Genomic DNA, 19,162 nt, shown 5'->3' with positions numbered 1-19,162 from the left:
TTCTCCGGCAGCGGGTTCTGCTCGCCCCACCCCCGCTCAACACCACCGAAAGTACGCACGAAAGGGATCCCCCGCCAGCAAGCCAGGCCGTACTTACCTGGCCTCTGACCAGGTAAGTACGGCCTGCCTTACGAAGGGGATCCCGTCATCCGAGTGGCCCTTTTGTTGCGTTTATCGGCCTCTGTCGGTGCTCCGCGTGGCACAGATCGGACAGGTACGAGAACTGGCTCGGTACGAGCGAAGGGTCGACGCGATGGAGTTGATTGCAGGCAATCCGGCAGAACCGCGCACAGGCGGGGGCACGGCGGAGGCAGCCCGGAACGACGCGCACCGCCTCGACGCGAGCCACACCGACGGTCCCGGCCGCCGCGACCGGGCCGACCGGGCCAGGGGTGCGCTCCTCGGCCTTGCCGTGGGCGATGCGCTGGGCGCACCCGCGGAGAACCTGCGACCGTCCGAGATCCGCCGTCGCTGGGGCCGGATCGAAGGCTTCGTCAGCGACGACCCGGCCGGTACCGACGACACGGAGTACGCGATCTTCTCCGGGCTCCTGCTCGCCCGGCACGGCTCGGCGCTGACCGTCACCCATGTCGAGCGGGCCTGGCATCTGTGGATCGTCGACCTGGACGAGGGGCCGTTCCGCGGTGCCGGGTTCAGCGAGCGCGGCACCCTGGAGAACCTGCGCCGGGGCCTCGCCGCCCCGATCTCCGCCCAGCACCGGCACGCCTGGAGCGACGGGCTCGCGATGCGCGCGGCCCCGTTCGGAGTCTTCGCGGCAGGCCGGCCCGCGGAGGCCGCACGCCTGGTCGCGATCGACGGGCAGGTCAGCCACGACGGTGAGGGCATCTACGGCGGCCAGGCGGTGGCGGCCGGGGTGGCCGCCGCGATGGCGGGAGCAGGGGTCACGTCCGTGATCGCGGCCGCCCTGTCCGTCGTACCGATGGACTCCTGGACCGCGCGCTCGCTGCGGCGGGCGGTGACGGCCGCGCAGCACAAGCACCCCGACCGCCTCACCAGGGAACGCGCGGTGCGCTCCGCGGTGGTGGTGGGCGGCTACCCGTGGACGGACCTGGCACCGGAGGCGGTGGGCCTGGCGTTCGGCGCGTTCGCGGCGGCACGCGGCGACTTCCGTACGGCGGTGCTGACGGCGGTCAACATGGGCCGCGACGCGGACACCACGGCAGCGGTGGCGGGCGCGCTGGCCGGCGCGCTGGGCGGGGTATCCGCGATCCCCCGGCACTGGGGGCGGGCGATCGGCCCGGTCCGAGGCAGCTGTCTGCCGTCGATGCGGGGCCACCACGTCCTGGACATCGCGGAGCTGCTCACACCGGACGAGACGGACGAGCCGGATGCCGCGGGGAACGGCGGGGACAGCGGGATCGGCAACGGCCACGGGACCGGCGCAGCCGGCGGGGCCGGCAGGTCACGCGAGGCCGGCGGCACCCGCCCCGACACGGCCCGGCACACCGCCGCCCCCCTCGACAGGCCCTCGGGTCCGTCCGCCGCGGACGGACCCGCGGCGGTGGTGTCATGACTACCGCGCGGAACACCGAGCCCCACCCGGAGAACCGTTCCACCCCGCCCTTGAACCGGCCCCTGCCGGGGCGCCGGGCCCGGATCGAGGGGCTCCTGCTCGGGCTGGCCTCGGGGGATGCCGCCGGGTGGCCCGCGGCGCGTCACCGGGCGGCCCGGATGCCCGAATGGACGCGTCGGCTCACCCGGGAGCTCGACACCTTCGCCGAGCAGAACGCCACCACCACCCTCCCGGTGCCCATCGCACTCAACCAGCCGCCCGAGCCACTGCGGCTCGGTCCCTCCGACGACGCCGAGTGGGCCGCGTTCGCCGCCGGGACCGTGCTGGCTTCGACAGCCGGTCCGCTGCACGGCCTCTCCCCCGACCGCCGGATGCGGGCCGCCATCGATGTCGCGTGGAACGCGCTGGCCGCCGAGGTCGCCGCGGCCGCCGCACGGGCGCCCGAGGTCGAGTCGGCGGTTCTCCCGCTGCGCGCCCGGATCTCGGTCCGGGCCGGGCTCGGCAATCTCGCCGCCGGGCTGCGGCCGCCCGCCACCGGTCACGACAACCCGCACTACTTCGACGACGCGGCCTGTGTACGGGCTGCCGTGCTGGCAGTCGTCCACCCCGGCCGCCCCTGGGCCGCCGCCGAACTCGCCGAGTTCGATGCCCGATACACCCAGGACGGCGACGGTGTGCACGGCGCCCGTGCGATGGCCGCCGCGATCGCCGAGGCGCTGGGCGGGGCCGATGTCGACACCGCGGTGAACGCCGCGCTCGTCCAGCTCCCCGAGGGCACCGAGATCGCCCGCAACGCCGCTCACGCCGTCCGGATCGCCCGGGACTTCGTCGGCGAGGCAGCCGGCGCCTTCGCGCTCGTACCGGTGCTGGAGCACCAGATCGTCGACCATGTCTACAGCTACGGGATCGCCGCGGCCGAGACCGTACCGGTCGCCCTGGCTCTGACCACCGCGGCCCGCGGCGAGATCTCCCAGGCCATTCCCGCGGCGGCCTGCCTGTCGCGGGTCGCGGACTCGGCGCCCGCCCTGGCCGGCGCGCTGACCGGTGCGCTCGGCGGCATCGCCACCGTCCCGGACGGCTGGCGCGAGGCCTGCCGCACCCTCGCGGGATGCGCGCTGCCCCGTCTCGCGGGCACCGATCTCATCGAACTCGCCGGGCTGCTGACAGACACGGAACCAGCCCCTTCGGGTGGACAATTCCGGCATGACGCCGATTCAGAACAAACCACCCATCACGCTCGGTCTCGATGACCGGATCACCGGCGCCCTCGTCGGCGCCGCCGTCGGCGACGCGCTCGGCGGGCCGGTCGAGGGCCGGCCCCCCGAGCAGATCGTCGAGCGCCACGGCGGCCGGATCACCGACATCGTGGGCCCGTGGGACGGCGAGGCCTGGCGCACCGCCCGCCCGATCGCCCCGTATCACAAAGGCGACGGTCACGTCACCGACGACACCTTGATGACCCATGCGCTGGTACGGGTGTACGGCACCGTACGGGACCATCTCGACGCGTACTGCGTCGCCGACCATCTCGTACCGGAGCTGATCTCGACCCCCCGCTGGATCCCGGATCTGGAGGCCGAGGCGCTGCCGCTGCAGCGGATCTTCCTCGCCGAGAAATGGATCGTCGCCCGGCTGCACTACGGTCATGTCGATCCGCGCGAGGCGGGCTCCGGGAACATCGTGAACTGCGGGGCGGCGATGTACATGGCGCCGGTCGGCCTGGTCAACGCCGCCCATCCGCAAGCCGCGTACGCCGAGGCGCTGGACGTCGCGGGCGCCCATCAGTCGTCGTACGGGAGGGAGGCCGCCGGAGTCTTCGCGGCGGCCGTCGCCGCCGCCTGTGCGCCGGATGCGACGCCCGCCACCGTCGTCGACGCCTGTCTGTCACTCGCCAAGGACGGGACGCGGGCCGCCATCGAAGCGGTCTGTGAAGTGGCCGTACGGTACCGGGACTTCGAGACGGCACTGACACCACTGCGTACCGCCGTCGCCCCCTTCGACACCGTCGGACCCGACTACCGCACACCGTCCCTCGGCGCCCGTCGCCCATCCCGGCTGCACGCCATCGAGGAGCTGCCGATCGCCCTCGGGATGCTGCTCGTCGCGGACGGCGACTACCGGCACGCGGTGCTCGGTTCGGTCAACTACGGCCGGGACTGCGACTCGATCGCCACGATGAGCGGTGCGCTCGCCGGCGCCCTGCACGGCGAGGCGGCGATCCCCGCCACCTGGGTGAAAGCGGTCGCCGAGGCCAGTCGCCTCGATCTGCGCGCACCGGCGCGGACACTGACGGACGTCGCCCGCGAGGTGTTCGTACGGGACACCGCCCGGCGGCGTACGCACGAGGTGGCGTTCGCGACGCTGGCAGGTACGCCGTGACCGTGCGGGTCACCTGGGTGCAGCCGGAGGATCTGATCGGGCACGAACTGCGCCAGGCGACCGAGGACGGCCGGGACGTGCGGGACATCGAGCGCCGCTGGTACGCGGCGGGCGGCGCCCCCGCCCCGGAGCGCGCGGGCGCGTCGACGCCCCCCGCACCGCCCGCACTCCGCGCGCTCGCCGAGCGGCTGCTCGACGAACTCGCACTGCTCGACTCGACGTCGGCCGTCGACGAGCCGACGGATCTGGTCGCGATCCGGGCGGCCTGCCCGCACTGGCCGGCTCCGCGCGCGGAGCTTCCAACGGTCGGCAAGGCCCGGCTGGAGGCGGCCTGGCTGGGCCGCGCCGCCGGCTGCCTGCTCGGCAAGCCCGTCGAGAATCTGCCTCTCGCGGGGATCCGCGCACTGGCCCGCGCCACCGGGAACTGGCCGCTCACCACCTGGTTCACCGCCAGGGGCCTGCCCGCCGAGCTGACCGCCGCATACCCCTGGAACCGCCGCTCCGCCGCCACCTCGCTCGCCGAGAACATCGACGGGATGCCGGAGGACGACGATCTCAATTACCCACTCCTCTCCCTGCTGTTGATCCAGCGGTACGGGCCGTCCTTCTCCACCGCCGATCTCGCCCGGCTCTGGCTCGACGAACTCCCCGCCGGCCGGACCTTCACCGCCGAGCGGGTTGCGTACCGCAATCTGCTCGACGGAATCGAGCCGCCGGACACCGCCCGGCACCGCAATCCGTTCCGGGAGTGGATCGGCGCCCAGATCCGCGCCGATGTGCACGGCTGGACACACCCCGGCGACCCGGCGGCCGCCGCCGAGCAGGCCCACCGGGACGCGGTCCTCACCCACACCGGCAACGGCGTGTACGGGGCGATGTTCACCGCTGCCGCGCTCGCCGAGGCGGCCGGTGGGGAGACCGATGTGCACGGCTGCCTCGCGACCGGGCTGCGCGTCGTACCGCCGCGCTCGCGGTTCGCGCACGCGGTCCGCACCGGGATCGACGCGGCCCGCGGGGAGCCGGACTTCGACGCGGTCGCCGACCGGCTGCACGCCGCGTTCGGCGCGTACCACTGGGTCCATGTGCTGCCCAACGCCGCGCTGCTCGCCGCCGCTCTCACCCACGCCGACGGCGACTTCTCCGGCTCCATCTGCCGTGCGGTCTCCGGTGGTTGGGACACGGACTCGAACGGTGCGACCGCCGGTTCGCTGGCCGGTCTACTGGCCGGCCGGCCCGACGCGCTGCCCGTCCGGTGGACCACCCCACTCAAAAACCGTCTCGCCACATCCGTCCCGGGTTTCGACTCCGTCGGCTTCGACGCACTCGCTGAACTGACCTACCAGGAGGCACTCCGCCCATGACCGCCATCGCGGTGCTCGGCAGCACCAATATGGACCTTGTCGCCTACGTCGCACGGGCCCCGGAGCGCGGGGAGACCGTCACCGGAAGGGAGTTCCGCACCATCCCCGGCGGCAAGGGCGCCAACCAGGCCATCGCCGCCGCCCGCGCGGGCGGTGACGTGCTGATGATCGGCGCGGTCGGCGACGACGCGTACGGGGCGCGGCTCCGGGCCGAACTGGAGCACGCGGGCGTCGAAACCGATCTGCTGCACACCGCCGAGGGCCCCAGCGGCACGGCGCACATCGTCGTCGACGACACGGGCGGCAACGCCATCGTGGTGATCCCCGGCGCCAACGGCACCGTCCACACGCTCGGCCCCGGCGAGATGGCCGCCATCGCGGAAGCCGATCTGCTGCTCCTCCAGCTGGAACTGCCCCTGTCGGCCGTGGTCGAAGGGGCCCGGATGGCCCATGCGCAGGGCGTACGGACGATCCTCACCCCCTCCCCCGTACAACCCCTGCCGGACGAACTCCTCGACACCGTCGACCTGTTGATCCCCAATGAGCACGAGGCAGCCGCACTCTCCGGGAAGACCGAACCCCACGCGGCGGCCGAGATCCTGCTCCGGCACGTCCCCGAGGTCGTCGTCACCCTCGGTTCGAAGGGCTGCCTGTACGCGGCCCGGGGCAGCGAAACGGTCCACTTCCCCGCCCCGGAAGTGACCGCTGTCGACACCACCGGAGCCGGGGACACCTTCGTCGGGGCGCTCGCCGTGGCCCTCGGCGAAGGACGGGCCGTACCGGAAGCTCTCGCCTGGGCGTCGACCGCTGCGGCACTCTGCGTACAGAAGCCCGGCGCCTCGACCTCCATGCCGTACCGCAGCGAGATCGACGCCGCATGACCGCGCCCACGGAAACTCCCCTCTCCGGTCTGCGGGTCCTCGACCTCGCCACGCTCTTCGCCGGCCCCCTCGCGGCCACCATGCTCGGCGACTTCGGCGCCGAGGTGATCAAGGTCGAGCATCCACGCAAGCCCGACCCGTCGCGTGGCCACGGCCCGACGAAGGACGGCATCGGCCTGTGGTGGAAGCTGCTCGGCCGCAACAAACGCAATCTCACCCTCGACCTCTCCACTCCCGGCGGGCGCGATGTCCTCCTCCGGCTGGCCGCCTCCAGTGATGTGATCATCGAGAACTTCCGGCCGGGGACGCTGGAGCGGTGGGGCATCGGCTGGGAGGAGCTGCACGCGGTCAACCCGCGGCTGGTACTGACCCGGGTCACCGGCTTCGGCCAGTTCGGCCCGTACGCGCACCGCCCCGGCTTCGGCACACTCGCCGAGGCGATGAGCGGTTTCGCCGCGATCACCGGCGAGCCGGACGGGCCGCCGACCCTGCCGCCCTTCGGCCTCGCCGACTCGATCGCGGCACTCGCCACCGCGTACGCCGTGATGACGGCGCTGGCCGGGCGGGACCGCACCGGGGAGGGCCAGGTCGTCGACCTGGCGATCATCGAGCCGATCCTCACCGTGCTCGGCCCGCAGCCGCTCTGGTACGACCAGCTCGGCTACGTCCAGGAACGCACCGGCAACCGCTCGCGCAACAACGCCCCGCGCAACACGTACCGCACGTCCGACGGTCAGTGGGTCGCCGTCTCCACCTCCGCCCAGTCCATCGCCGAACGCGTGATGCGTCTGGTCGGCCGGGCGGAGCTGATCGACGAGCCGTGGTTCGCCTCCGGCACCACCCGTGCCGAACACTCCGACGAACTCGACGAGGCGGTCGGCACCTGGATGGCCCGGCACACCCGCGACGACGCGATCTCCGCGTTCGAGAAGGCGGAGGCGGCCATCGCGCCCATTCACGACATCCGGGACGTGATGGAGGATCCGCAGTACCGGGCCCTGGGCTCCGTCGCCGAGGTCCCCGACCCCGAACTGGGCCCGCTCCGGATGCAGAACGTCCTCTTCCGGCTCTCCCGGACCCCGGGCTCGATCCGGTGGGCGGGCCGTCCGCACGGCGCGGACACCGAGGAGATCCTGACCGGGCTCGGCCTGTCAGGACCGGACATTGCCGGGCTACGGGCGGAAGGCGTCCTGTGACCGCGGCCGAAGAGGTGCATCTGACGTGGCTGTACGTTCCCGGGGACCGGCCGGACGTGGTGCGCAAGGCACGCGACTCGGGCGCGGACGTGGTGATCGTCGACCTGGAGGACGCGGTCGCACCGGACCGCAAGGAGTACGCCCGGTCCGCCACCGTCGAGCTCCTCACCGAACCGGCCGCCGACACGGCCGCGCCGGTGCATGTCCGGGTCCACGCAGAGGCCGACATCCTGGCCCTGGCCGGACTGCCGGGCCTCGCCGAACTGCGCCTGCCGAAGATCACGCATGCCGCGACCGTCCACCACATCGCGGCGCTCGCCCCCGGCGTGGCGCTCTGTCCGCTGCTGGAGTCGGCGCTCGGCATCGAGCACGCGTACACGGTCGCGGCCTCCCACCCCCAGGTCCGCTCGATCGCCCTCGGCGAGACCGATCTCCGGGCCGATCTGGGGGTGCGGGACGACCGGGGCCTCGACTGGTCACGCAGCCGGGTGGTGGTCGCCGCCCGCGCGGCCGGCCTCGCCCCGCCGACCCAGTCGGTGTTCCCGGACGTACGGGACCTGGACGGCCTGCGGCATTCCTGCGCGCACGGGCGCTCGCTGGGGTTCATCGGCCGGGCGGCGATCCACCCCCGGCAGCTACCGGTGATCGAGCGGGCGTTCCGGCCCACTTCGGAGGAGGTCGACTCGGCCCAGGAAATCGTGGCGGCAGCCCTCACGGAGGCAGGCGCACTGGCGCTGCCGGACGGCCGCTTCGTGGACGCGGCGGTAGTGGCAGCGGCCCACCGGACGCTTGCGCTGGCAGAACGGGTGAGCTGACGACGGAGACTCCAGCCCCTCCGGCACACCGAATCCAGCCCCTCCGGCGATCGAGGAGTGGGGGCGTCCGGGGGGAATGGCGAGGGGCCCGAACCGTCCGGTTCGGGCCCCTCGTACATCTGGGTGGCGTCAGCCGTTCTTCGCTGCCTCTGCGGTGCCGTTCTTACCCGGCGCCCGAGCCTCGTCGTCACGCCCGGCGTCACCATCGGCGTCCGAGGCCGATCCCGAGTCCGCGTCCTTCGCGCCTTCGTCCGCATCCTCCACGCCCTCGGCGGCCTCCACGGCCCCCGGCTCGACGACCTCCTCGCGCCCCGGCCGCACCTTCGCCGAGATCACGATGTACGTCACCGCCAGCACGAAGACGATCACCGCGGTCCACACATTCAGGCGCACGCCCAGAATGTGGTGGGCCTCGTCGACCCGCATGTACTCGATCCACGCCCGTCCCGTGCAGTACGCCGCGACGTACAGCGCGAACGCCCGCCCGTGTCCGAGCTTGAAGCGGCGGTCCGCCCAGATCACCAGCAGTGCGACGCCCACGCACCACAGCGACTCGTACAGGAACGTGGGGTGGTACGTACCCGCGACCCGGTTGGGGCCTTCGCTGATCTTCAGGGCCCACGGCAGGTCCGTCGGCTTGCCGTACAGCTCCTGGTTGAACCAGTTGCCCCAGCGGCCGATCGCCTGGGCGAAGGCGATGCCCGGGGCGAGCGCGTCGGCCCAGGCAGGCAGCGGGATCCCGCGGCGGCGGCAGCCGATCCAGGCACCGACCGCGCCGAGCGCGATCGCACCCCAGATGCCGAGGCCGCCCTGCCAGATCTTGAAGGCGTCGACCCAGTTCTCGCCGTCGCTGAAGTACAGCTGGTAGTCGGTGATGACGTGGTAGAGCCGGCCTCCGACGAGGCCGAAGGGCACGGCCCAGACGGCGATGTCGGCCACTGTGCCGGCTCTGCCGCCCCGGGCGATCCAGCGCTTGTTGCCGAACCAGACGGCGACAAACACACCGATGATGATGCAGAACGCGTAGCCGCGGAGCGGGATCGGTCCGAGATCGATCACGCCGGTCGACGGGCTGGGAATGTAGGCAAGGTCCATGGCAGGATCGACGCTACCCTGCCGGGCGGGACCTACGGCAACCCGCCCGACAACGTCTGGGTAACGAGCCGATCATCGGATCCCGGCCCCGGCAGGCCCCATCCGGGTCAGGAACCGGTCGGCGCCGGGGTGACCTTCGCCGGCTGCTTCCCCTTGTTCGCCTCGGCGACCCACTTCTTCAGGTTTGCCACAGTGATCGGTTCGTTCCCCTTCTTCGGGAAGATCGATTCGCCGTTGAGCAGCACGGTCGGCGTGCCCCGGAAGCCGCCGTTCTGGAACGCGGTGTTGGACTTCTTGACCCAGGTGTTGTGCGTGCCGTCCTCCACGCAGCTACGGAAGGCGGGGGTGTCGAGTCCTTCGACCTTGCCCGCCAGCTCGATCAGCTTGCTGCTCTTGCCGAAGGCGTCGTCGGTCTCCGGCGGCTGGTTGCGGTAGAGGACGTCGTGGTAGGCGGAGAACTTGCCGACGTTCTGTGCGCAGGCCGCCGCATTGGCCGCGTCCAGCGAGCCGCTGCCGCCGAGATTGCCATCGATGATCGTGGCCAGGTGGTACTCGACCTTCAGCTGTCCGCTGCTCTCCAGCTGGTGGATCATGTCCCGGAACGCGTTCTCGAACTGGGCGCAGACCGGGCAGCGGAAGTCCTCCCAGACCGTGAGCGTGGACGGGGCCTTGTCCGCACCCACCTGGATGGCCAGGCTGTCCTTGCCGGTCGCACCGGAGGGCGCGACGACGGGCCCCGACCCGGTCGCCTTCTCGCCCTTGCCGCCCGAATTCGCAGCGATCACGCCGATGACGGCGGCCAGCGCCAGCACACCCACCACGGCGGTGGTGACGATCAGCGTGCGCCGGCGGTGCTCGCGCGCCTTCTCCCGCTCACGCTGCTGTACGAGCCGGTCGCGCGCGGCCCTTTTTCCTTCTTCGTTCTTCTCGCTCACACCCGCAGCAACGAACCGGGGAGGCACGTACGTGCCTCCCCGGCCCCAGGTCCACCCGTTCGGGCGATGCCAGATGTCAGCGCTTTCGAACACCTTCGGCCAGTTCGCCGGCAAGTGAGCGGACTGCGGCCAGTCCGGACTCCTCGTCGGGGGCGTCCAGCATCCGCTTGACGAAGGCGGAGCCGACGATCACTCCGTCGGCGAAGGCGGCGACCTCGGCGGCCTGCTGGGCGTTGGAGACGCCGAGACCGACGCAGACCGGGAGCCCGGTGGTGGCACGGGTGCGCCGCACCAGGTCCTGGGCCTGCTCGCCGACCGATTCACGGGTGCCGGTGACGCCCATCAGCGAGGCCGCGTAGACGAAGCCGGAGCCGGCCGCGGTGATCGTGGCGAGGCGCTCGTCCTTGCTGCTCGGCGCGACGACGAAGACGGTCGCGAGACCGTGCTTGTCGGCGTGCTCGCGCCACGCAGAGGACTCCTGGACCGGCAGGTCGGGCAGGATGCACCCGGCGCCGCCCGCTTCGGCGAGCTCGGCGGTGAAGCGCTCGATGCCGTACCGGTCGATGGGGTTCCAGTACGTCATGACGAGGATCGGGACGCCGGTCGCCTCGTAGGCCTCGCGGACCGTACGCATCACGTCGGCGATCTTCACGCCGCCGCGCAGGGCGATGTCGTCGGCGGTCTGGATGACCGGTCCGTCGAGCACCGGGTCACTGTGCGGCAGGCCCACCTCGACGACGTCGGCGCCACCGGCGACGACGGCCTTGACGGCTTCGATACCGCCGTCGACCGACGGGAACCCGGCCGGCAGGTAGGCGATCAGTGCGGCCCGGTCCTCGGCCCTGGCCGCGGCGAGGGTGGCGCTCAACAGCTCGATGTTGCCGCTCACTTGACGTCCCCCTCGATCTCGGCGTCGTTGTTGTCCGCGTCCGCCTCGACGGTCGCGTCCGTGTCGTACAACCCGAAGTAACGGGCCGCCGTGTCCATGTCCTTGTCGCCGCGACCGGACAGGTTGACCAGGAGCAACGCGTCCTTGCCGAGCTCCTTGCCGACCTCCAGGGCGCCGGCCAGCGCATGGGCGCTCTCGATGGCCGGGATGATCCCCTCGGTACGGGAGAGCAGGCGCAGCGCCTGCATGGCGGCGGCGTCGGTGACCGCGCGGTACTCGCCGCGGCCGATGTCCTTGAGGTACGCGTGCTCCGGGCCGATGCCCGGGTAGTCGAGACCGGCCGAGATGGAGTACGGCTCGGTGATCTGGCCCTCGTCGTCCTGGAGGACGTAACTGCGCGAGCCGTGCAGGATGCCGGGCTCGCCGGCGGTCAGGGTCGCCGCGTGCTCGCCGGTCTCCACGCCGTGTCCGGCGGGCTCGCAGCCGATCAGCCGGACGCGCGCGTCCGGGATGAACGCGTGGAAGAGCCCGATGGCGTTGGAGCCGCCGCCGACACAGGCGATCGCGGCGTCCGGCAGCCGGCCGGTCCGCTCCAGGATCTGCCGGCGGGCCTCGACACCGATGACACGGTGGAAGTCACGGACCATCGCCGGGAAGGGGTGCGGGCCCGCGACCGTACCGAAGAGGTAGTGCGTGTGGTCGACGTTGGCGACCCAGTCGCGGAACGCCTCGTTGATGGCGTCCTTGAGTGTGCGGGAGCCTGACTTCACGGCGATGACCTCGGCGCCGAGCATCCGCATCCGCGCCACGTTCAGCGCCTGCCGCTCGGTGTCGATCTCACCCATGTAGATGGTGCATTCGAGGCCGAAGAGGGCGCAGGCCGTCGCCGTGGCCACCCCGTGCTGGCCGGCACCGGTTTCGGCGATGACCCGGGTCTTGCCCATGCGCTTGGTGAGCAGCGCCTGGCCCAGCACGTTGTTGATCTTGTGCGAGCCGGTGTGGTTGAGATCCTCGCGCTTGAGGAAGATCCGGGCACCGCTCGCGTGCTCGGCGAAGCGCGGCACCTCGGTCAGCGCGCTGGGCCGGCCGGTGTAGTTGACCATGAGCTCATTGAGCTCGGCGGCGAAGGCCGGGTCGGCCTTGGCCTTGTCGTACTCGACGGCGACCTCGTCCACGGCGGCGACGAGCGCCTCCGGGATGAACTTGCCGCCGAACGCGCCGAAGTAGCCCTCGGCGCTGGGGATCAGACCCTCGGGGTCCGGAATGAAGAAGTCAGATGACATCCGACGTGCTCCTCGTCATGGCAACGGGTGGGTTCACCGTATGCGTCGTGAGCGAGACGCCGCCGCGACCGAGGGCGGTCGGGCGGTGCGGTCGTACGTACGAGAGGTCTGGTGCGGGTACGTGGCCGGGGCTCGCTACAGCGCGGTCCCCGGGCGCCATCGCATGCCGTTGACCTGGCCGGGCTCGTCTCCGATCACGTACCGCACACGCCGACCGTGCACCCGGCGCGCGGGGGCGCGGCAGCCGCGGGGGCGGCAGCCGCGCGCCAGCGGCGCGTGCGGGTCCCGGGCAGCCGTCACACCGGCGAGGCGCAGGCCTGGCCGGGTGCGGAACACGGGACGGTCGGCGGACACGGTGCGGGTCAGCTCCGTCCGTGCCGCAGGGCCGGGTGGGCACCTGCGGCGACCAGGTCGGCGACGGCGGCCCGCGGGTCACGGCCGGTGACCAGGGACTCGCCGACGAGCACGGCGTCGGCGCCGGCATTGGCGTAGGCGATGAGGTCGTGCGGGCCCCGGACGCCGGACTCGGCGACCTTGACGATGCCCGCCGGGATCTCCGGGGCGACACGCTCGAACGTCGAGCGGTCGACCTTGAGGTCCTTCAGGTTGCGCGCGTTGACACCGATGATCTTCGCTCCGGCGGCCACGGCACGCTCCGCCTCCTCCTCGTCGTGCGCCTCGACCAGCGGCGTCAGACCGATGGACTCGGCGCGCTCGATCAGCGAGACAAGTGCCTCCTGGTCGAGAGCGGCGACGATCAGCAGCGCGAGGTCGGCGCCGTAGGCGCGGGCCTCCCAGAGCTGGTAGGAGGTGACGATGAAGTCCTTGCGCAGGATCGGGATGTCGACCTTGGCGCGAACGGCTTCCAGGTCGGCGAGCGAACCGCCGAAGCGGCGCTCCTCGGTGAGGACGGAGATGACGGACGCGCCACCGGCCTCGTAGTCCGCGGCGAGCGCGGCCGGGTCGGCGATCGCGGCCAGGGCCCCCTTGGAGGGGCTGGAGCGCTTGACCTCGCAGATGACGGTCACGCCCTCGCCGCGCAGGGCGGCGACTCCGTCCTTGGCCGCCGGAGCGCGCGCCGCGCGCTCCTTGAGCTCGTCGAGGCTGACGCGCGCCTGCCGCTCTGCGAGGTCGGCGCGAACGCCGTCGATGATCTCGTCGAGCACACTCACGCGAGCGGCCCCCTTCCGGGACGGTGATGAGGGAACAGGAACAGCCATCTCGATGGTATCCGCAGGAGGGCCCCGGACTCACATCCGGCCGACGGATGTCCCACTACCTGGGCATTCACGGCGCCAACATCGATCCGAACGGCAGATTCCGGACGACGGCGAAGATCAGGAGCACGGCACCGATCCCCCACCAGTAGACCGGTGGCAGATTGATCCGTAGCGGCAGTCCCCTGCTCGCGCGGACCATCCAGACCACCCACACGACGGCGAAGATCGCATAACCGACGACCGCGAGAGCGTTGGAGCCCAGGGCCGCGGCGATGTCCCCGTGGGCGACGGCGTGGGCGCTGCGCAGCCCGCCGCAGCCCGGGCAGTACAGGCCGGTGAACCGCAGCAACGGGCAGACCGGGTAGTGGCCCGGCTGGTTGGGGTCGACGGCGCCGACATAGCCGAAGGCCGCGATGACGGCGGCCATCACCCCGAGGGGGGTGGCGAGCCGTCGGACGGCCGACCGCGGCACGGGCGCGGGCGGAAAGACCGGCACGGGCGGGTGACCGTGCGGGCCCGGTGCGGCTGCGGGAGAAGGGGAGGCGTCCACCCGGTGATTGTCCCCAATCACGCGGAAAGGCGCAGCCCGGTCCGGGCTGCGCCTCGCACGATGGGTCCGATCGGGGTCAGGAGGAGACCTGGGCCTGTCCGGCACGCGCCCTGGCTGCGGCCATCTCGGCCGACTCCTTCGGCATGCCGAGGCCGGCGGCCTTCATCGCGAGACCGACGAGCCCGCCGATGAAGATGACCGCGATACCGGCCCAGAAGCCGAGCGGGATGGCCGCGACCATGAAGACGCCTGCGATGCAGAAGCCGATGAACGAGATGATGACACCGGTCCAGGCGGCCGGGGTGTGTCCGTGGCTGCTGCCCGCCATGAGTTGCTCCTCGTTGGTGTTGCGCTGTTGGTATCGCTGTACGCAAAGCTGGTGCCGCTGTGGTGCGCTGCGCTGCCGCTGTGCAGAAAGCTCACCTTCATTGTCCCGTACGTGCGGGTACGACGTGAGCTGGGGGTCATACCTCGCGCGTCGGGTCCTCACCGCGGTCCAGGGCCTTCCACAGGTCCTCGGGCCGGTCCGGGTCCGGGGCGGTGCGGGGGGCCTTACGGGGCCGCGGGGTGCCGTCGCGTTCGTACCGTCCCGACATGGTGGGCCACAGCTTCCCGTACCGCAGGGCGAGCAGCCCGGCGAGGAGGATCAGCAGGCCGCCGACGGCGGTGACGTACGGCCACGCGGTGTGGCTGAGGGCGTCGATGGTGGCGGAGGCGTCGCCGGTGGTCTGCGCCGCCTTCTCGTCGAGGGCCGCGCTGTCGGAGGCGCCGAGGTAGGCGCTGAGACCGGCCCCGAGGCCGCTGAGGGCGAGCAGCCCGGCAACGAGCAGCCGGCCGGCGCTGCGGACGGCGAAGACGGCGACGAGGGCGGCCAGGCCGACGATGGCGAGGGCCGCCGGGAGACCGGTGACGTCCTGGCCGTCGGCGGTCAGCGGCAGGGAGCCGCCGCCGACCGCGGCTCTGCCCTCCGCCCAGGTCTGGCCGGAGGCGAGGAGGACGACGGTGGCGCCGACCGCCCCGAGAAGCAGGCCGGCGGCCAGGCTGCGGCGGCTTCCCGTGGCATCGGACGCGGTGGCGGCTTGGGCACGGGGCTGGGGTACGGGGACAGCACTCACGTACCCCACTATCCCTTACCTCGTCAGCGTTCGTGGAGGCGGTTGGCGGTATGGACGGCGCGCAGGACCGCGGCGGCCTTGTTACGGCACTCGGTGTCCTCGGCGACCGGGTCGGAGTCGGCGACGATTCCCGCTCCGGCCTGGACGTATGCCGTGCCGTCCCGCAGCAGCGCCGTACGGATGGCGATGGCGGTGTCGGAGTCCCCGGCGAAGTCCAGGTAGCCGACGCAGCCGCCGTACAGTCCGCGGCGGGTGGGTTCGAGCTCCTCGATGATCTGCATGGCGCGGGGCTTGGGGGCGCCGGAGAGGGTGCCGGCCGGGAAGCAGGCGGTGAGGACGTCGAAGGAGGTACGGCCTTCGGCGACGCGGCCGGTGACGGTGGAGACGATGTGCATGACGTGCGAGTACCGCTCGATCGACATGAAGTCGACGACCTCGACGCTGCCGGGCACACAGACCCGGCCCAGGTCGTTGCGGCCGAGGTCGACGAGCATCAGGTGCTCGGCGCGTTCCTTCGGGTCGGCGAGGAGCTCGTCGGCGAGGGCCTGGTCCTCCTGCGGGGTGCTGCCGCGGGGCCGGGTCCCGGCGATCGGGTGGACCATGGCGCGCCCGTCCTCGACCTTGACGAGGGCTTCCGGGCTGGAGCCCACGACGTCGAAGCCGTCGAACCGGAAGAGGTACATGTACGGCGACGGGTTGGTGGCGCGCAGCACCCGGTAGACGTCCAGCGCGCCGGCCGTGCACGGCGTCTCGAAGCGCTGGGAGGGGACGACCTGGAACGCTTCTCCGGCCCTGATCCGCTCCTTCACGTCCTCGACGGCGTCCTGGAAGGCCTGGCCGCCCCAGAGTGCGGTGTACGGCGGGAGTTCGGACGGCGGGAGGGCGACGGGGGCGCTCTCGACCGGGCGGGAGAGATCGGCCTCCATGGCGTCGAGGCGGGTGACGGCGTCGGCGTACGCCTCGTCGACACCGGTCTCCAGATCGTTGTGATTGATCGCGTTGGCGATCAGCAGGACGCTGCCGTCCCAGTGGTCGAGGACGGCGAGGTCCGAGGTGAGCAGCATGGTCAGCTCGGGGAGCTTCAGATCGTCGCCACCGTGCTCGCCGATCCTCTCCAGCCTGCGCACGACGTCGTAACCCAGATAGCCGACCATGCCGCCGGTGAACGGGGGCATGCCGGAGTGCAGGTCGCGCGGGGTGTGCAGGGCGTCGATGGTGGCGCGCAGGGCCACCAGCGGGTCGCCGTCGACGGGGACGCCGACGGGCGGGGTGCCGAGCCAGTGGGCCCGGCCGTCGCGGGTGGTGAGGGTGGCGGCGCTGCGTACCCCGATGAAGGAGTAGCGGGACCAGGTGCGGCCGTTCTCCGCGGATTCGAGGAGGAACGTGCCGGTGCGCTCGCCCGCGAGCTTGCGGTAGAGCGCGACCGGGGTGTCGCCGTCCGCGAGAAGCCGGCGGCTGACGGGGATGACACGCCGGTCGGCGGCCAGCTTGCGGAAGGTCTCGAGATCCATGGCGGCTGACCCTACTGCCCGAGCGGAAGTACGTCGGCGTCGAAGCAGGTGCGGTCACCGGTGTGACAGGCGGCACCCGTCTGGTCGACCTTGACGAGGACGGTGTCCGCGTCGCAGTCGAGGGCGACGGACTTGACCAGCTGGATGTGACCCGAGGTGTCGCCCTTGACCCAGTACTCCTGACGGCTGCGGGACCAGTAGGTGCAGCGGCCGGTCGTCAGGGTGCGATGCAGCGCCTCGTCGTCCATCCAGCCGAGCATCAGCACCTCACCGGTGTCGTACTGCTGGGCGATGGCCGGAACCAGTCCATCGGCGCCGCGCTTGAGGCGGGCGGCGATAGCGGGGTCCAGGCTGCTGGCGGGCGGGGTGCTGGGCGCGGGCGTGCTGGTCATGTGCCCCATTGTGCCGTGGCTGCGGAGGCCGTCCGGCGGGGCGTCCACTGGGCGGACTGCGGACGCCGGTCGTACGCTGGCGGGCATGTCGACCCATGCAAAGCGTGAACGACTTCTGCTCGCCGACCTGTTGGAGGCGGCGGGCCCCGAAGCCCCGACCCTGTGCCACGGCTGGACGACCCGCGACCTCGCCGCCCATGTGGTGGTACGCGAGCGCAGGCCGGACGCGGCGGCCGGGGTGCTGCTGAGCCCGCTGAAGAACCGGCTCGACCGGGTCCAGTCCGAATTCGCCGAGAAACCGTACGAGGAACTGATCCAGCTCATCCGTACGGGACCACCCCGGATGTCACCGTTCGGGCTGAAGCAGCTGGACGAGGCGGCCAACACGGTGGAGTTCTACATCCACGCGGAGGACGTGCGCCGGGCGCAGCCCGACTGGTCGCAGCGGGATCTGGACCCGGTCTTCGCCGACGCCCTGTGGTCGCGCATGGAGAAGGCGGCGCGGCTGATGGGGCGCAAGGCCCCGGTGGGGCTGGTGCTGCGCCGCCCCGACGGACAGACGGCCGTGGCGCACAAGGGCACTCCGGTGGTGACGGTGACCGGGGAGCCGGGCGAACTGCTGCTCTTCGCGTCGGGGCGGCAGGATGCGGCGCGAGTGGAGCTGGACGGCGACAAGGAGGCGGTGGCCCGGGTGAGCACGGCCGAGCTGGGCATGTAGGGCGTACGGGGCCGGGATCAGCGCGGGAGTTCCGCGCGGCGCAGCCGGGTGACGACCAGACCGGTTACGGCCCCCGCCCCGCCCAGCGCCGCGCCGGCGGCGAAGACCGGCGCGGTCCCCCAGGTGGCGACGGCCGCGCCGGTCACCGGGTAGCTGAGCGGTGCGACCGCATGGGTGAAGAGCGTCGAGACCGAGGTGACCCGCCCCAGATAGGCGGGATCGGTGGCGGACTGCATCAGCGCCCCGCACAGCGCCCCGCCCAGTCCGGCGAAGAGCCCGACCGCGGCGCCCACTGCGGCGGCGAGCGGCAACGACGGGACGTACGCGAGGGCGCCGGCGGCGACCGCGCCGACGAGCACGGTCAGGCACATGATCAGCCCTGCCCGGGGCAGCCGCCCGCGGACCGCGAGCAGCAGGGCCGCGGCGCCGGCGCCGATACCGAAGGCGGCGACGATCCAGCCCATCCCGGAGGCGCCCCAGCCGCGCTCTTTCGCAAGCAGGATCAGCCCGAGGTTGAGCGGGCCCGCGAAACCCAGCTCGCTGACGGCGAGGACGAGTACGAGCGGCCCGAGCAGTGGATGGTGCCGGATGTGGCGCACCCCGTCGGCCAGTTCGCGCCATGCGGTGCCGGGAGATTCGGCACCGGCCTGGTCGGGCAGGGGCGCGATCCGTACGGCGACGAGCAGGGGCAGTGAGACGGCGAAGAGCACCCCGGCCGCGGCGAAAGCGAGCACGGGTCCGCCGACGGCCACCGCGACCCCGCCGAGCGGTGCGCCGACCACATTGGCGGTACGGGTGGCGAGTCCGCGCAGTCCCTGGATCCGGGCCAGCTGTCCGGCGGTGGTGATCCTGGGCGGCAGAGCTCCCACGGCGGGCAGGAAGAGCGCGTCGACCGCGCCGAAGACGAGCGCGACGGCGATCAGCATCCACAGGGCGGGCGAGGTGAACATCAGGGCGCCGGCCAGGCCCAGGACGACCAGGCAGCGCGCGGCGTCGCTGCCGATGACGAGACGACGGGGCCCGAACCGGTCGGCGAGGACTCCCCCGCCGAGCATCAGCACGGCCCGGGGTACGGATCCCGCGGCGAGGACGAATCCGGCCTGCGAGGCGGTGCCGGTGCGGGTGGCTGCCCAGGCCAGCGCCATGTAGTAGACGCTGTCGCCGACCATCGACGCGGTGTACGCGCCGAGCCAGCGCAGGACGTTGCCGTCGCGGTGGGCGGGGCGTTCGGGAGCTCTCGTGGCCGTGACGGTGACAGTCATGAGGGGCGTCCTCTCGGGTGACCGGC

Annotated in this window: 20 protein-coding genes; 8 read left to right on the top strand and 12 right to left on the bottom strand. The window is 72.2% G+C overall.

Going from position 1 to position 19,162, the window contains the following annotated elements; all coding sequences use genetic code 11:
• The first annotated feature begins 253 nt into the window (after positions 1–253).
• Genes ACWCP8_RS14310 through ACWCP8_RS14280 form a run of 7 tightly spaced genes read left to right on the top strand, consistent with a single transcriptional unit; the run spans position 254 to position 8,166 of the window.
• A complete protein-coding gene (locus tag ACWCP8_RS14310; RefSeq protein ID WP_451116149.1) occupies positions 254–1,534 on the top strand; it encodes an ADP-ribosylglycohydrolase family protein in 1,281 nt (426 codons plus the stop codon).
• Positions 1,531–2,784: an ADP-ribosylglycohydrolase family protein gene (locus tag ACWCP8_RS14305; RefSeq protein WP_451116147.1), complete on the top strand. Its 1,254-nt coding sequence runs from the start codon at positions 1,531–1,533 to the stop codon at positions 2,782–2,784. Before ACWCP8_RS14310 ends, ACWCP8_RS14305 begins: the two co-directional genes overlap by 4 nt.
• A complete protein-coding gene (locus ACWCP8_RS14300) occupies positions 2,738–3,913 on the top strand; it encodes an ADP-ribosylglycohydrolase family protein (protein ID WP_451116145.1) in 1,176 nt (391 codons plus the stop codon). The genes ACWCP8_RS14305 and ACWCP8_RS14300 overlap by 47 nt, the downstream gene beginning before the upstream one ends.
• Positions 3,910–5,274, top strand: a complete 1,365-nt coding sequence (locus ACWCP8_RS14295) for an ADP-ribosylglycohydrolase family protein (protein WP_451116143.1) — start codon at positions 3,910–3,912, stop codon at positions 5,272–5,274. The genes ACWCP8_RS14300 and ACWCP8_RS14295 overlap by 4 nt, the downstream gene beginning before the upstream one ends.
• Positions 5,271–6,155, top strand: coding sequence for a ribokinase (rbsK, locus tag ACWCP8_RS14290; protein ID WP_352264368.1), 885 nt, complete (start codon positions 5,271–5,273; stop codon positions 6,153–6,155). Before ACWCP8_RS14295 ends, rbsK begins: the two co-directional genes overlap by 4 nt.
• Complete coding sequence (locus tag ACWCP8_RS14285; protein WP_382831659.1) at positions 6,152–7,351, top strand: CaiB/BaiF CoA transferase family protein; 1,200 nt, start codon at positions 6,152–6,154, stop codon at positions 7,349–7,351. Before rbsK ends, ACWCP8_RS14285 begins: the two co-directional genes overlap by 4 nt.
• Complete coding sequence (locus ACWCP8_RS14280; protein WP_352264366.1) at positions 7,348–8,166, top strand: HpcH/HpaI aldolase/citrate lyase family protein; 819 nt, start codon at positions 7,348–7,350, stop codon at positions 8,164–8,166. Before ACWCP8_RS14285 ends, ACWCP8_RS14280 begins: the two co-directional genes overlap by 4 nt.
• Before the next feature lie 129 nt (positions 8,167–8,295).
• Here the strand turns inward: ACWCP8_RS14280 and lgt are convergent, their stop codons facing one another.
• The 11 genes from lgt to hisI all read right to left on the bottom strand — a co-directional run bounded on the left by lgt (position 8,296) and on the right by hisI (position 17,156).
• Positions 8,296–9,261: a prolipoprotein diacylglyceryl transferase gene (lgt, locus tag ACWCP8_RS14275; RefSeq protein WP_451116140.1), complete on the bottom strand. Its 966-nt coding sequence runs from the start codon at positions 9,259–9,261 to the stop codon at positions 8,296–8,298.
• Between the two features lie 107 nt (positions 9,262–9,368).
• Complete coding sequence (locus tag ACWCP8_RS14270; protein WP_352264363.1) at positions 9,369–10,196, bottom strand: thioredoxin domain-containing protein; 828 nt, start codon at positions 10,194–10,196, stop codon at positions 9,369–9,371.
• Between the two features lie 76 nt (positions 10,197–10,272).
• Positions 10,273–11,085 (bottom strand): tryptophan synthase subunit alpha, encoded by an 813-nt coding sequence (gene trpA / locus ACWCP8_RS14265; RefSeq protein WP_451116138.1) that lies wholly within the window; start codon positions 11,083–11,085, stop codon positions 10,273–10,275.
• Entirely contained in the window at positions 11,082–12,368 is a 1,287-nt protein-coding gene (gene trpB, locus ACWCP8_RS14260) for a tryptophan synthase subunit beta (RefSeq protein WP_352264361.1), read from the bottom strand. The genes trpA and trpB overlap by 4 nt, the downstream gene beginning before the upstream one ends.
• Positions 12,369–12,503: 135 nt before the next feature.
• Positions 12,504–12,704: a tryptophan biosynthesis modulator TrpM gene (gene trpM, locus ACWCP8_RS14255; RefSeq protein ID WP_267008130.1), complete on the bottom strand. Its 201-nt coding sequence runs from the start codon at positions 12,702–12,704 to the stop codon at positions 12,504–12,506.
• 26 nt (positions 12,705–12,730) lie between these two features.
• Complete coding sequence (gene trpC / locus ACWCP8_RS14250; protein WP_030972813.1) at positions 12,731–13,540, bottom strand: indole-3-glycerol phosphate synthase TrpC; 810 nt, start codon at positions 13,538–13,540, stop codon at positions 12,731–12,733.
• Between the two features lie 115 nt (positions 13,541–13,655).
• Complete coding sequence (locus tag ACWCP8_RS14245; RefSeq protein ID WP_382831673.1) at positions 13,656–14,138, bottom strand: DUF2752 domain-containing protein; 483 nt, start codon at positions 14,136–14,138, stop codon at positions 13,656–13,658.
• A 76-nt stretch (positions 14,139–14,214) separates the two neighbouring features.
• Entirely contained in the window at positions 14,215–14,466 is a 252-nt protein-coding gene (locus ACWCP8_RS14240) for an HGxxPAAW family protein (protein WP_451116135.1), read from the bottom strand.
• Positions 14,467–14,602: 136 nt separating this feature from the next.
• Positions 14,603–15,262, bottom strand: coding sequence for a TIGR02234 family membrane protein (locus ACWCP8_RS14235; protein ID WP_352264357.1), 660 nt, complete (start codon positions 15,260–15,262; stop codon positions 14,603–14,605).
• Between the two features lie 14 nt (positions 15,263–15,276).
• The gene (locus tag ACWCP8_RS14230; protein ID WP_352264356.1) at positions 15,277–16,764 is read right to left on the bottom strand and encodes an anthranilate synthase component I; all 1,488 of its coding nucleotides are present in this window, start codon (positions 16,762–16,764) and stop codon (positions 15,277–15,279) included.
• A gap of 11 nt (positions 16,765–16,775) precedes the next feature.
• On the bottom strand, positions 16,776–17,156 hold the full coding sequence (hisI, locus tag ACWCP8_RS14225; protein WP_030972822.1) for a phosphoribosyl-AMP cyclohydrolase: 381 nt from the start codon (positions 17,154–17,156) through the stop codon (positions 16,776–16,778).
• 85 nt (positions 17,157–17,241) lie between these two features.
• On the opposite strand from hisI, the gene ACWCP8_RS14220 reads away from it, so the two are divergent.
• On the top strand, positions 17,242–17,874 hold the full coding sequence (locus ACWCP8_RS14220) for a TIGR03085 family metal-binding protein (protein ID WP_451116132.1): 633 nt from the start codon (positions 17,242–17,244) through the stop codon (positions 17,872–17,874).
• Positions 17,875–17,891: 17 nt separating this feature from the next.
• Here the strand turns inward: ACWCP8_RS14220 and ACWCP8_RS14215 are convergent, their stop codons facing one another.
• Positions 17,892–19,136 (bottom strand): MFS transporter, encoded by a 1,245-nt coding sequence (locus ACWCP8_RS14215; RefSeq protein WP_352264354.1) that lies wholly within the window; start codon positions 19,134–19,136, stop codon positions 17,892–17,894.
• Between the last annotated feature and the right edge of the window lie 26 nt (positions 19,137–19,162).

The organism is Streptomyces sp. NPDC002206, assembly GCF_053593595.1.
This window is presented reverse-complemented; position numbering and strand designations above follow the sequence as displayed.

Bases quoted from the DNA above. Each gene is read 5' to 3' on its own strand.
- hisI (WP_030972822.1), bottom strand. From the start codon at position 17,156: ATGACCAGCACGCCCGCGCCCAGCACCCCGCCCGCCAGCAGCCTGGAC.
- rbsK (WP_352264368.1), top strand. From the start codon at position 5,271: ATGACCGCCATCGCGGTGCTCGGCAGCACCAATATGGACCTTGTCGCC.
- ACWCP8_RS14220 (WP_451116132.1), top strand. From the start codon at position 17,242: ATGTCGACCCATGCAAAGCGTGAACGACTTCTGCTCGCCGACCTGTTG.
- ACWCP8_RS14310 (WP_451116149.1), top strand. From the start codon at position 254: ATGGAGTTGATTGCAGGCAATCCGGCAGAACCGCGCACAGGCGGGGGC.
- ACWCP8_RS14305 (WP_451116147.1), top strand. From the start codon at position 1,531: ATGACTACCGCGCGGAACACCGAGCCCCACCCGGAGAACCGTTCCACC.
- ACWCP8_RS14215 (WP_352264354.1), bottom strand. From the start codon at position 19,136: ATGACTGTCACCGTCACGGCCACGAGAGCTCCCGAACGCCCCGCCCAC.
- trpB (WP_352264361.1), bottom strand. From the start codon at position 12,368: ATGTCATCTGACTTCTTCATTCCGGACCCCGAGGGTCTGATCCCCAGC.
- ACWCP8_RS14230 (WP_352264356.1), bottom strand. From the start codon at position 16,764: ATGGATCTCGAGACCTTCCGCAAGCTGGCCGCCGACCGGCGTGTCATC.
- ACWCP8_RS14285 (WP_382831659.1), top strand. From the start codon at position 6,152: ATGACCGCGCCCACGGAAACTCCCCTCTCCGGTCTGCGGGTCCTCGAC.
- lgt (WP_451116140.1), bottom strand. From the start codon at position 9,261: ATGGACCTTGCCTACATTCCCAGCCCGTCGACCGGCGTGATCGATCTC.
- ACWCP8_RS14300 (WP_451116145.1), top strand. From the start codon at position 2,738: ATGACGCCGATTCAGAACAAACCACCCATCACGCTCGGTCTCGATGAC.
- ACWCP8_RS14240 (WP_451116135.1), bottom strand. From the start codon at position 14,466: ATGGCGGGCAGCAGCCACGGACACACCCCGGCCGCCTGGACCGGTGTC.